The sequence below is a fragment of the Stieleria neptunia genome (assembly GCF_007754155.1).
GTDB classification, from domain to species: domain Bacteria; phylum Planctomycetota; class Planctomycetia; order Pirellulales; family Pirellulaceae; genus Stieleria; species Stieleria neptunia.
In genome coordinates, this window is the sequence record NZ_CP037423.1 from 4,792,757 (window position 1) to 4,804,764 (window position 12,008).

The 12,008-nt window shown below is 61.2% G+C and carries 10 protein-coding genes; 3 read left to right on the forward strand and 7 right to left on the reverse strand.

All coding sequences use genetic code 11. From position 1 onward, the window contains the following. Positions 1-133 precede the first annotated feature (133 nt). The gene (locus tag Enr13x_RS16635; RefSeq protein WP_145387903.1) at positions 134-1,066 is read right to left on the reverse strand and encodes a glutamate--tRNA ligase family protein; all 933 of its coding nucleotides are present in this window, start codon (positions 1,064-1,066) and stop codon (positions 134-136) included. Then, positions 1,066-1,842, reverse strand: a complete 777-nt coding sequence (locus Enr13x_RS16640; protein ID WP_390621109.1) for a sugar phosphate isomerase/epimerase family protein — start codon at positions 1,840-1,842, stop codon at positions 1,066-1,068. Before Enr13x_RS16640 ends, Enr13x_RS16635 begins: the two co-directional genes overlap by 1 nt. A gap of 184 nt (positions 1,843-2,026) precedes the next feature. On the opposite strand from Enr13x_RS16640, the gene Enr13x_RS16645 reads away from it, so the two are divergent. Continuing rightward, positions 2,027-2,485 carry a DUF2752 domain-containing protein gene (locus tag Enr13x_RS16645; RefSeq protein WP_197456080.1) on the forward strand — a complete coding sequence of 153 codons (459 nt, stop codon included), beginning with the start codon at positions 2,027-2,029 and terminating at the stop codon, positions 2,483-2,485. Positions 2,486-2,587: 102 nt separating this feature from the next. On the opposite strand, the gene Enr13x_RS16650 is transcribed toward Enr13x_RS16645, so the two are convergent. Next, on the reverse strand, positions 2,588-4,447 hold the full coding sequence (locus Enr13x_RS16650; RefSeq protein WP_231744338.1) for a prenyltransferase/squalene oxidase repeat-containing protein: 1,860 nt from the start codon (positions 4,445-4,447) through the stop codon (positions 2,588-2,590). A 390-nt stretch (positions 4,448-4,837) separates the two neighbouring features. After that, complete coding sequence (locus Enr13x_RS16655; RefSeq protein WP_145387909.1) at positions 4,838-6,595, reverse strand: hypothetical protein; 1,758 nt, start codon at positions 6,593-6,595, stop codon at positions 4,838-4,840. A gap of 579 nt (positions 6,596-7,174) precedes the next feature. Here Enr13x_RS16655 and Enr13x_RS16660 point away from each other — a divergent pair. After that, complete coding sequence (locus Enr13x_RS16660; RefSeq protein WP_145387911.1) at positions 7,175-7,843, forward strand: redox-sensing transcriptional repressor Rex; 669 nt, start codon at positions 7,175-7,177, stop codon at positions 7,841-7,843. A gap of 66 nt (positions 7,844-7,909) precedes the next feature. Here Enr13x_RS16660 and Enr13x_RS16665 read toward each other — a convergent pair whose 3' ends face one another. From Enr13x_RS16665 to Enr13x_RS16680, 3 genes are all read right to left on the reverse strand, one after another. Further along, positions 7,910-9,067, reverse strand: a complete 1,158-nt coding sequence (locus tag Enr13x_RS16665) for a 5-(carboxyamino)imidazole ribonucleotide synthase (protein ID WP_231744339.1) — start codon at positions 9,065-9,067, stop codon at positions 7,910-7,912. 7 nt (positions 9,068-9,074) lie between these two features. Next, positions 9,075-9,599, reverse strand: a complete 525-nt coding sequence (gene purE, locus Enr13x_RS16670; protein ID WP_231744340.1) for a 5-(carboxyamino)imidazole ribonucleotide mutase — start codon at positions 9,597-9,599, stop codon at positions 9,075-9,077. A 604-nt stretch (positions 9,600-10,203) separates the two neighbouring features. Beyond that, positions 10,204-10,878, reverse strand: a complete 675-nt coding sequence (locus Enr13x_RS16680; RefSeq protein WP_145387913.1) for an HAD family hydrolase — start codon at positions 10,876-10,878, stop codon at positions 10,204-10,206. A 262-nt stretch (positions 10,879-11,140) separates the two neighbouring features. Here Enr13x_RS16680 and ubiE point away from each other — a divergent pair, with 262 nt between their 5' ends. Further along, entirely contained in the window at positions 11,141-11,950 is an 810-nt protein-coding gene (gene ubiE / locus Enr13x_RS16685; RefSeq protein ID WP_145387915.1) for a bifunctional demethylmenaquinone methyltransferase/2-methoxy-6-polyprenyl-1,4-benzoquinol methylase UbiE, read from the forward strand. Positions 11,951-12,008: the final 58 nt, after the last annotated feature.

The following is a 12,008-nucleotide window of genomic DNA, read 5'->3' on the forward strand; positions in this document are numbered from 1 at the left end:
GCCGATTTTGACGGGGATGCGCCGATCGCGATCTCGCAATCGTGTTTGCCCAGACGCATCGAGACAATCGTCTGCGATTGGCTAAACGAGAACGATTCGGCAGACGGTACTTCGTGCGTGGGCGCGAAGATGCTCACAATCCGAACAATCGTTCCGTGTCCATCACGGTGTCCCGGGTGGGCAATCGTGACCAGTCAAACTGGTCGATCAGGTCGGACGCTTTTTGCGGCTCGGCCGTGTCGATCAACCCGAGCGAATGGGCCGCCCAACCGACGATCGCTTCGGCCGTGACGCCACACTCGCGATAGTGACTCAGCCGCGTGTCGCCGTGACGTTTGGCCAATCGTCGCCCGTCGCTGCCCAGGACCAAGGGGACGTGGGCGTAACGAGGCACCGGGTAGCCGAGGTGACGAGACAGATCCAATTGCCGAAACGTGCTGGCGATCAGATCATTGCCACGGATGACAAAGTCGACGCCCTGGCTTTGGTCGTCGACCACGACGGCCAGCTGATACGAGACTTGACCGTTTTTGGATGTGATCGGGAAATCGCCCAACTCTCTGGCCGGATTGCAACGCTGCGGCCCCAGCACGGCATCGTCGAATTCCAACGTCTGGTCGCTGACCCGCAGCCGCCAACAATGATGCTGCTCCGGGATCGCATCGCCGTCGCGATAGCCTGCACAGGTCCCCGGATAAATCGGCCCTTCACCGCGAAACCGACTTTCATGGGGTGCCGAAAGCGCCTCGGCGATGTCTTTGCGTGAACAGACGCAGGGATACGCCAGGTTACCGCCTCCGTGGGTCAACGTCGCCAATGCTTGCCGGTAGCGTGATTCGTGGTCGGTTTGAAGGATCGGTTGCCCGTCCCACTCGATGCCCAGCCAGCGAAGGTCTTCGATGGCCTGGTCGATCGCCCACGACTTGACGCGGGGCGAGTCAAGATTGTCGATGCGAAAGACCAATTCGCCTCCCGCACGGCGCGCCGCCCAATAGGCGATCAAATGCGTTCGCGCGTTCCCAAGATGCTGAGCACCGGTCGGAGAGGGAGCCAGGCGGGTTCGCATCAGGCTTGCGCGGCGATCATGTTGGCCATACTCTGGCGGGCAATCGTCTCGGCACCGAGCGAGTAATCAAAGACTTCGACGCTGGTCCAGCCGTCGTAGCCGATTTCTTTGACCGCTTCAAAAATCGGGCGAAAATCGACGTCCCCCATGCCCGGACCGAGCAGATTGGGATCATTGGCGTGGAAGTGCATCATCGCGTCGGCGTTGTCACGGATGATCTGCGGAACCGGTGTCGGTTCGTCGCTCATCGCTTTGACGTCCAGGTGCAATCCGACGTGGTCGCTGGCGATCCGATTCATTAAATCGCGTCCGGCCGCGGCGGTGTTGAGAAAGTTGCCTTCGCCACGCCCGAGCGGTTCGATCGCGATCCGGACCCCGCATTCGTCCAGGGTCGGCACAACGGCCCGCAAACACGCCGCCGCCGCTTCCATCGCCTGTTCTTCGGTTTGGCCGGCCGGAAAATTGCGTTGCTGCGGCGAACCCAACACCATCACGTCTCCGCCCAAATCACGGCACAGCCGCGCCAGTTCGCAGAAGTATTCGCTCGTCTTTCGACGCACGTCCTCGTCCAGCGTGGTCAAATGAAAGCCTTCCGTCTTGGCCAACAACCAGTGCAACCCGATGATTTCCAATCCGCCCGCTGACACGGCGTCGCGATAGGCAGCCCGCTGGTCGGCGGTGAAGGACGGCACGTCGTCGGTGATCATGAACGGGGCGACTTCCCAGCCGGTGTAACCCGCATCACGCGCAATTTGAAGTGCTTGGTCAAGTGGCATTTCGCCGAAGGTCTCGTTACAAATGGCGTACTTCACGGGCTGTGGTTTTTGTTCAGGTTGCGGGATGTTAAAACGAACCGACAGAATAACAGTCGGAAGATCCGTTCGCACGGGCCCACATCCGCCTGCCATCGGGGCGTTCGCGATTTTCAAGTTTCAACCCGACCGTCAAGGAATCACCCGCGTGGCTTCATCGCGAGCGTTGCCGCAACCTGACCGCGATGCGACACGTCTGGGGGCGTGGTTGTTGCGGATCGCTGCGGCGGGCGTGGCTGCGCTGCTGGTCGGATTGCTGGCGACCGCCTGGACGTTGCAACCCGACTCCTCCGGCTTGGGGACGCATCACCAGCTGGGGCTTCCGCCCTGCAGCATCCGCGTGCTGTTCGGAATTCGTTGCCCCAGTTGCGGGATGACGACATCGTGGGCGCACGCGATGAACGGAGATTTTCTCGCCGCGGCACGCGCCAACGTGGGCGGATTCTTGTTGGCGTTTTACGCGCTGGCATGCCTGGGCACGATGCTACAGATGGTGCGTGGCGGAAAACTGCCGGCCGATCGCACGATCCGTCGCTACACGATCGCGCTGATCGCGATCGCGGCGGTGACGTTGGCCGATTGGGGCGTTCGGCTGATGGGGGTGTAGGTCACGCGGTGCGTGACGGTTGGCTTCACTTTGGCGGAAGTGTTGGGGTTTCACAAGTGAAACCAGGAAGGCAAGCTGGAAGCTTACCCCACTTTGACAGAGTCAGTTCTGGTCGTACAGCGGCAGGTGGCGGTAGTAGACTTCCAGGCAGTAGATCGACAAGCAGGTTGTGTACAAGCGGCCGCCGATACTCCAGCGGTCGCCTTGGGGGGCCCAGCTGCCGCGTTCGTTGCCGTCCTTGATTTGCAGGGCCGGCAGTTTGACTTTCATCTCATTGTTCCATTCGGTCCACAGCGGGCCGCCGACATGGTGGAACGCTTGGGTTGCGTAGTACCAGTAGTAGACGTTTTGGCGATTGATGTCGAAGGGTGCATCGGTACGCAACAGGTTGAGGCCGTCTTGGAGCCGGCCATCGTTTCGCTCCCAACCGAGGTACTGGCGACACAGCAGCCCTTCGGCGGTCATCGTGGGCGTGGCGTCGCTGCGGCCGGGTTGGTAGGCATAACCGGCACCGTAGTAAACGCTGGCCGAATCGAGGTACTGTCCGATTCGGCTCATGTTCCCCGGGTTGACTTCCAGCCCAGCCCCGAGCGCACTTTGCAGGGCCATCACGTACCAGCCGGTGACCGACGTGTCGCCGGGTTCATTGGGTCGATATCGCCAGCCGCCATCGGATGCCTGTGCTTTGAGTGCGTAATCGACGGCGCGCTGGGCGTAAGCGCGCAACCAGGAATCCTTGGTCATCCCGTACAACTCGCACAGCGCGATCGTCGCTTGGGCTTGGGCGTAGGTTCGTTCGTTGCCGCGCGCCGAAGCGGCCATGTACCCGCCGCGATCCTGTTGTGACACCAAGTACTTCAACCCTTTGTCGACTTCGGCGCGGTACATGCCTTCCAGGTGGGTGTTGCCGTCCCCGGCAAACGCGATCAATGCCATCGCGGTCGCGGCCGGCCGGTTTTCCGAAACGGCACCGTTGCTGTAGGGTTTCAGCATGCTCCAGTAACCGCTGCGATGCTGTTGTCGTTTCAGCCAGGCCAGCCCGAGCTTGACGGCGTTGGCGGTCTCATCGGTGCCGCCGTACATCGCCATCAACGCTTTTCGCATCGCCCCGGTCCGTCCGCTGAACATCGGTTTGGAGATCTCGATCGGCTCGGCTCCCAGCAGCACCGGCTGAATCGCCTCCATCTCGGCCGGTTCCACCGTTTCGAAAATCTCCGGAATCTCGGTTTCCAGCAGCGTGTCGTCCAACGCGTCTTCGGGGGCTTCGATCAGGTCATCGGTTTGTGGCGAAGACAGATCCAATTCGAGCGCATCCTCGATCGGTTCATTGCTGATCCCAAAATCGAGCACCAGGTTGGTGAAACCGTTCCCGGTGGGCGAGGTGATCAGGGCCAGAATCAGCAGCACGATCAAATGGATCACCAGACTGAGCAGCCAGGAGGGAGCCGAGCGGGTGACGTCGTCCGCGGGGGCGTCCTGGTCTGCGGCGGCAATCGCGGCGTCCGCATCGGCGTTTCCGTCTTCCGCCGTGGTGACTTCGGGCAAGCTTCCACGCCAGCGGGTCACGGCCGAGCCGATCCCGGACCGCGGCTGGGACACTTCCGTGATCGGGCGGGTGGGCGGCAGGGTGGCTCGGGGTGGCGGCGGCGGCGGGATCGAGGGTCCGTTTCCGGCCGCCGCGACGTCGCCGCGTTGGGTTGGGGGCTTGTCGGCCGGGATCTTGTTGGCGGACAGACCGTGGGGGGGCTCGGCTCCGAGTGTTTCTTCGTCCGAGTCGATCATGTCGGCCGACTGCGGTGGCCCCGGCAGCGGCCCCGGCAGCGGCGATGCGGCCCTGTCTTCAGCGGCCTGGTCTTCAGCAGCCCTATCTTCAGCGGACTGGTCTGCTCCGGCCCAGGGGCTGCGTTCACGCGGTGTTCCGCGGCGCGGCGGCGGTGGTGGGACCGGGGGGACGGAAGGCATATCGATCGATTGCGGAGTGCGGGCAGACGAGGAGTCGCTCGTAAAAAGACTCTGCGACACAGCATTCGACTCGAAAAGTAGAAGAGAAAGAGTTTCGCGGCTCCCGTTGCTTCTACGCAGTATATCGCATTTGTCCAGATCAGACAAAAAAAGCCGGTCGTCTTTGGGAAGTGGGAGAGGCTTGCAGGCTGGTGGAGGCAGGCTGGAGGAGTCCGAGCGGACCAGTCTGGAAGCCTCTCCCACTTGTTTCCCAATCAAGACGAGACGCGAAAAACGGGGTGAGCCGCCTCAATTGAGGGGCTCACCCCGCCTGGCTTGTCGCGTGCAGTTTTGAGCGGCTAGGCGGCCCACCGAGCTTTGTGACTCGGCGGGACCTCCCGGCCGATTCAATTAGCAGCCGCAGGAAGGAGCGGCTTCGCAACCACAGGTCGGCTCAGCGTCGCATCCGCAGCTGGGAGCGACGTCGCAGCAGCTGTTGCATCCCTTGTTGCATCCGCCGAACAGCTTTTTCAGCAGTCCGCCGCTGGACTTGCTGCATCCGCAGGAGGGAGCAGCAGCGCCACATCCGCAAGCGTCAGCGGCACCACAGCAGACCGGGGCCGGGCAGCAAACCGTCACGGGGACTTGCTTGCAGACCGTACGCGGAACGCACTTGGTGACCGTGTAAGGCTCGCAGACCTGACGGCACTTCTTGACCTTGCAGATCTTCGTGTAGCACTCGGTGCGGCACTTGTTGACGCAAACGGTCTTGGTGCGGCACTCGGGAACCATCTTGCAAACTTTGTATTCGCAAGTCTTGGTACGGCACTCGGGAACCATCTTGCAAGTGGTGTACTTGCAGACCTTCGTACGGGGCTCGCAGACGTAGCTGCAAACGGTGTAGTTACAGGTCTTGGTGCGGCACTCGGGAACCATCTTGCAAGTGGTGTACTTGCAAACCTTGCTGCGTTGTTCGCAGACGTAGCTGCAAACCTTGTACTCGCAAGTCTTCGTGCGGCACTCGGGGACCATCTTGCAAACGGTGTACTTGCAGGTCTTCGTGCGGCACTCGGGAACCATCTTGCAGACGGTGTAGTTGCAAGTCTTGGTCTTGCACTCAGGAACGCGTCGGCAAACGGTGTAAGGGATCTCACGCGTGCGGCACTCTTTCTTGTAGCGCGTGCAGCAGATTTCCTTTTCTTCGCAGGTCGGCACCCAGACTTTCTTGCAGATCGTCTTGGGGCAACCTTGGACGCATTCGACGCGGCACTTGCCGGGGCAGTACACGCAACGGCAGGTCGCCGGATCGTAGGTCCACGTGCCCGGTTCACGAACCGTGCGTCGCATCATCGGACCGGGAACGGTTTCCGTTTGCGTTTCCCAGTGTCCACCTTTGACCGTGATGGTCTTGGTGTACTGCTCGGGAACCATGACGGTGTAGTTCTCGGTGCGAACCTTGTCTTCACGCACGGTGTTGTAAACCGTGTAGTTGATCGTACGAGTCTTGGTCTCGTGAACGGGAACCATCACGGTGTAGTTGATGGTTTTTTCGCGAGTTTCGTACACCGGCTTGTTGACGGTGTAGTTGATCGTGCGAGTCTTGGTCTCCCACACGGGCTTTTTGACCGTGTAGTTGATGACCTTTTCGTGCGTCTCGTACACCGGTTTCATGACGGTGTAGTTGATCGTACGCGTCTTGGTCTCGTACACGGGCTTTTTGACCGTGTAGTTGATGACCTTTTCGTGAGTCTCGTAGACCGGTTTGTTGACGGTGTAGTTGATCGTACGAGTTTTCGTTTCGTACGTCGGCACCATCACGGTGTACTGGACTTCTCGTTGCTCCGTGTAAGGAACGACACGAGTTGCTTGGACTTCTTTGTCTTCGTAATACGTTTCGTTCCGCGTACGATAGCGAGTCTCTTGGACTTGCTCGTATACGGTCTCGGTCACGTTACGCATGACGGTGTAGCTTCCATCGGCGTTTGCCGATGCAGCTCCGTCAGCGACGGGTGACGCGCCGTCAGCGACGGTGCCGTCGCTGACCACTGACTCTCCGCAATTACTACAGCCTTGATAGCTGATCGCACCACAATAAGCGGCGCGTGCGGATTGAGCCCCCGAGACGATCGCGATGATCGCCAAGGCGGGCAATAACCACAGCCTTTTCATCTCTTCTTTCTCCAGGAAACACATTTGGGTTGCAAAGGGACGCACTGGATGATGCGAGACCCATTGCTCACACCTTCCTGCACTTTTTGCGTGCACGTGCACTGCGACGAAAGACCCCCCGTTCAAGATGAATCCGGCTCCGGTCACTGCACCCGAAGGTGCCGATCGTTGCCCGAATTAACCTCTTTCCCATCTACCCGCACGAACGGTGGGAGGAAGATGGTGCGGACACACAAAGTTTGCGTGCCAACGAATTGGGTCCTTATGCTGTCAATTCATCGTCTGCGTAAAGTGATCCGACCAAGTAAACAGGTCGATCAAGGCAAATTAAGACGCCTAGGCTGTCCAGGAGTGCCGCCATTGCAATCCATAACAGATGTAGCGATCGGGACGGCGGAGCGAGGACGTTTGTTCCAGGTTCCAGGTTCCGGGTTCCGGGTTCCGGGTTTCAGGTTTCAGGTTCCAGGTTCCAGGTTCCAGGTTCCGGGTTGAGATCTGAGATCTGAGATTGGCTCCTTCCTTTTTCTCCCCTCTCCCCACTTCCCCCTGTCGGTCTTCCGAGGGCGTTACAATCCTCCCATGCCCTCAGAACCGGACCACGAAACGACTTCGGACCCCAACAGCGGCGTCAACAAATTGCCGCGACCGGCCGTCGGGCGGCTGAGTCTGTACTTTCGCGAATTGCATCGCTTGGCCGATCAGGGCGAAACCCATCTCAACAGCAAACAGCTCGGTGCGCTGGTCGATGTGTCTCCCGCCGTCGTCCGCCGCGACCTGAGCAGTCTGGGCACGATCGGCCGTCGCGGCGTGGGGTATCCGATCGACAAACTGACCGAACAGATCGGCGCGGTGCTCGGCAGCGGGCTGCAGTGGCAGGTCATCTTGGTCGGCGTCGGATCGCTCGGCGATGCGCTGCTCCGCTACCGAGGTTTCGAGCGATTGGGGTTTCGACTGGTCGCCGCCTTCGATCTCGCCCCGGGCAAAATCGGAAAACAGATCGGGGGGGTGTCGATTTGGAACGCCGCCACGATGACCGGCAAGCTGGCCGAACTCTCACCGGACCTGGCGATCCTGGCCGTCCCGGTCGACCAGGCGGCCGTCGTCGCCGCCGATTTGGTCGCCGCCGGCATCAGCGGCATCCTGAATTTTGCCCCCACCACGTTACGCTTGCCGGGATCCACGGCCGTCGTCAACGTCGACTTGGCCAGCGAATTGCAACGGCTCGCGTTCAGCGTCCAGAACCGCTGACCCGTGGGATCGACTTTTTGCCTGTCGAAGGCCGTTGTGACAGAGAACCAGCCGTCTGACGCGAGCCTATATCAGTGACTCTCTCGCCTGATTCACCGCTTGAACCGCCTCCGATGCGGAACCCGCCGTGGCGGTCAGATGCCCCATCTTCCGGCCGACTTTGGCGTCGGTTTTGCCATACAGGTGCAGCGAAACCGACGGCACGGCCAACGCCTGATCCCAGCTCGGATGCTGTCCGTCAACGCTCCACAAATCGCCCAACAGGTTGGCCATCGCCGCGCCGCCGACGCGCAACTCGGTCGATCCGAGTGGCAGCCCACAGACCGCTCGGACGTGTTGTTCGAACTGGCTGGTGTGACACGCTTCGATCGTCAAATGGCCACTGTTGTGCGGCCGCGGCGCGACCTCGTTGATCAAAATTGTTTCCGCATCGACGACAAAAAACTCCACGCACAGCACGCCGACCAACTGCAGCACGTCGGCGGCCCGGGTCGCGATCGAGTTGGCCAATTGTTGTTGTGCCGGCGACAGGGTCGAAGGGCAGAACGAGACGTCGAGGATGTGGTTGCGATGATCGTTTTCAAAGGGCGGGAAACAGCGGACTTCCCCCGCGGCCGAACGCGCTACGACGACCGAGGCTTCTCGATCAAACGAGATCCATTTCTCGGCGATCCAGGCGTCGGCGGACTCCCACGGCACCGCCGCTGCGTCGGCTTGGCCATCGAGGCGATACTGTCCCTTGCCGTCGTATCCGCTCCGTGCCGTTTTCACGATCACCGGCCAGCCATGCTGCTCGGCAAACTCGCCGACGCCGGCGGCCGAATCGACCGCGGCATAGGGCGTCACCGCCAGACCCGCATCGCGGAACGTGGTTTTTTCAACCAGTCGATCTTGTGCGGTGGCAAGGACATGATGCGAGGGATACGTCGGCGCGAACTCGCTGCACCAGCGAATCGTCTCGGCGGGAATGTTCTCGAATTCCAGCGTGATCACCTGGCACTGCTGGGCAAACTGTGACACGACGGCGTGATCAAGTAGATCGCCGACGACGGTTCGCGTGGCAACCTGGCCGGCCGGTTCGTCGGGCGAGCCGCAGAAGACCACGACGTCGTATCCCATCTGCATCGCCGCGATCGCAAACATGCGGCCCAGTTGTCCGCCACCGACCATGCCGATCGTCGCCCCCGGCATCACCATCGATTCGTTCGATTCCAGTGCTGACACGTCGAGATCACTCCAGTTCGGTGGCGGCGAGGACTTGCTGCGTCTGCTGTTGAATGAACGCCTCCAGCGCCTCACGGACGGCCTGGTCGCTGATCGCCAGCATGCGAGCGGCCATCAAGCCGGCGTTTTTGGCCCCGCTGGCCCCGATCGACATGGTGGCGACGGGGATCCCGCCCGGCATTTGCACGATCGATAACAGCGAATCGAGTCCCTGCAGCGCCCGGCTCTGGACCGGAACGCCGATTACCGGTAGCGACGTTTCCGATGCCACCATCCCCGGCAGATGGGCGGCGCCGCCGGCCCCGGCGATGATCACTTTCAATCCCCGCTGCCGCGCCGATTGGGCGTACGCGAACATCCGTGCCGGGGTGCGGTGGGCGCTGACGACGGTTCGCTCGTGCCGGATGCCCAAGGCATCCAAAATCTCGCATGCCGGACGCATCGTCTCCCAATCGTTCTTGCTGCCCATGATCACGCCGACCACGGCATCGGTGGCGGGAAATTGCGTGCCGTCAGTTTCAGGTGTCGTCATGCTCGCTGGTTGCGCTGGCGGAGAAGGGAAGACCGGTGAAACGAGAGTTTTAAAGCGAAACACGCCAAACCGGAAGGTGCAGCCGGAACAGGAGGTCGGCAAAACGATGTCGGCAAAACGATGTCGGCAAAACGATGTCGGCAAAACAATGGAGGCAAAACAATGGAGGCAAAACAATGGAGGCAAAACGATGGGGTGGCAGAATGATGGGGGCAGAATGATGGGGGCAGAACGATGGGGGCAAACGATGGGGGCAGAACGATGGGGGCAGAACGATGGGGGCAGAACGATGGGGGCAGAACGATGGGGGCAGAACGATGGGGGCAGAACGATGGGGGCAGAACGATGGGGGCAAAACGATGGGGGCAGAACGATGGGGGCAAAACGATGGGGGCAGAACGATGGGGGCAAAACGATGGGGGCAAAACGATGGGGGCAGAACGATGGGGGCAGAACGATGGGGGCAGAACGATGGGGGCAAAACGATGGGGGCAAAACGATGGGGTGGCAAAACGATGGGGTGGCAGCGGGGCCCCGCCGGTCTCGTTCCGATCTTTCTTCCCTGTCTCCCTGTCTCCCCCTCTCCTTGTCTCCTTGTCTCCCCCTACCGCACCAAGAACTCCATCGCGTCCCGGTCGGTCAGGTCGTCGACGATGCGGTCGGCTCCGGCGATTTCCAGTTCCTCGCGGGTGGCCGTACCCGTACAGACCGCCAAACACTTGGCGCCGATTGTGTGCGCGCAGCGGACGTCATTGGGCGTGTCGCCGATGACGATCACGTCGTCGCGGGCCGCCTCGCCTCGACGCCGTGCCAACTGGTCGGCCGCGCGTCGGGCCATGTCGCAGCGAACCGCGTCCAGGTCGCCACCGACCACCCAGGGAAAGAAATCGATCAGCCGGAAGGTCTCCAGCTTCATCCGGGCCGTTTCGGGAAAATTCCCCGTCATCACGGCCAACGAGAGGTGGGGCGTCGCCGACAACGCCGGCAGCAATTCCGCGACCCCCGGCAACACTTCGCCTCGCACCGTGGGCAGCACGTCGCGTAGCGTCACGGCGTAACGTCGCCGCAATCGGCCTTGGTTTTCAGGCGTCGGGGCAATTTCCCCGGCCACCAGAAACTCGCAAACCAAGTCGCGATCGGTGCGTCCGCCGAACGAAATGTGTTCGATGGCCAGGTCGGCGACCCCGAATTCATCCACCATCGCACGCACCAACGCACCGCTTCCGGCACGTTGGGTCACGAGCAGGGTCCCATCGATGTCAAAAAAAAGTGTCCGCATGGCGAAAAAGTTAGCAGATGTCGAGCCGCGTACCAGCACCGTGGGGCCGAAACCGACGCGACGGCCCACGGCCTGTTTTGGACCGTTCCCGTTTTGCGGTTCTCTATTGTGTCCTTCCCAAACCGCGACCGTCATGCCAGAACCTAAGGACGGTTTTTGCGGCCGCCGGTACCGGTAGCTCGTCGTCAGGGCGTTTGACGAGATTCGCTACCATAGAATCGAGCCGTGACCACGCCCCCAGCCAATCGATCGATCCCCTTCCATGACCGCCAACGTGACCGAACCAGCGCCACCCACCGTCGACACGCCCCCCAACGAAACGGCCGGGGAATTGGACAAGAGCAATGCTCGGGTGCGCGAGATGTTTCGCCAGATCGCTCCCCGCTACGACCTGATGAACCAATTGTTGTCGCTGAATATTGACAAATACTGGCGCAGCCAAGCGGTCAAACGCTTGCGTCTGGTTCCCGGCGTGCCGGCGCTGGATGTGTGCACCGGGACGGGCGATCTGGCGATCGCGATCGCCGACGCGGCCCCCCAGGGTGTCGAAGTCGTGGGCAGCGATTTTTGTTACGCGATGTTGGAAATCGCTCGGCAAAAACGCGTCGTCGGTTCGCCTTCGGAATCGATCGATTTTCTCGAAGCCGATTCCCAGCAATTGCCCTTCGCGTCCAACCGGTTCCAATGTGTCACCGTGGCCTTCGGTTTGCGAAACGTCGCCGACACCGATCGAGGCTTGCGCGAGATGACGCGGGTGTGCCGGGCAGGCGGGCAAGTGATGGTGTTGGAATTCTCCAAGCCGACGCTGCCGGGGCTGCGGCAAACCTACAACTTTTATTTCAAGCACATTTTGCCCCGGGTCGGGCAATGGTTCGCCCGCAATAACAAGTCGGCTTACTCGTATCTGCCCGATTCGGTCAGCCGCTTTCCGGACGGGCAAGCATTGGCCGATCGGATGGGGGCGGCCGGATTGACGGATGTCAAATTCACCCCGCTGACGTTTGGGGTCTGCACGATCTACGAGGGCACCAAGCCTGTTGCGAATGCCGGCCCAGGTGGGGATCCCCAATGAGTGCCGCGGAAACTCCGGCCGCGCGGATCGATCCGCTGGTGATCGGGATCACCGGTGC

Bases quoted from the DNA above. Each gene is read 5' to 3' on its own strand.
- Enr13x_RS16650 (WP_231744338.1), bottom strand. From the start codon at position 4,447: ATGCCTTCCGTCCCCCCGGTCCCACCACCGCCGCCGCGCCGCGGAACA.
- Enr13x_RS16655 (WP_145387909.1), bottom strand. From the start codon at position 6,595: ATGAAAAGGCTGTGGTTATTGCCCGCCTTGGCGATCATCGCGATCGTC.
- Enr13x_RS16635 (WP_145387903.1), bottom strand. From the start codon at position 1,066: ATGCGAACCCGCCTGGCTCCCTCTCCGACCGGTGCTCAGCATCTTGGG.
- Enr13x_RS16680 (WP_145387913.1), bottom strand. From the start codon at position 10,878: ATGCGGACACTTTTTTTTGACATCGATGGGACCCTGCTCGTGACCCAA.
- ubiE (WP_145387915.1), top strand. From the start codon at position 11,141: ATGACCGCCAACGTGACCGAACCAGCGCCACCCACCGTCGACACGCCC.
- purE (WP_231744340.1), bottom strand. From the start codon at position 9,599: ATGACGACACCTGAAACTGACGGCACGCAATTTCCCGCCACCGATGCC.
- Enr13x_RS16660 (WP_145387911.1), top strand. From the start codon at position 7,175: ATGCCCTCAGAACCGGACCACGAAACGACTTCGGACCCCAACAGCGGC.
- Enr13x_RS16640 (WP_390621109.1), bottom strand. From the start codon at position 1,842: ATGCCACTTGACCAAGCACTTCAAATTGCGCGTGATGCGGGTTACACC.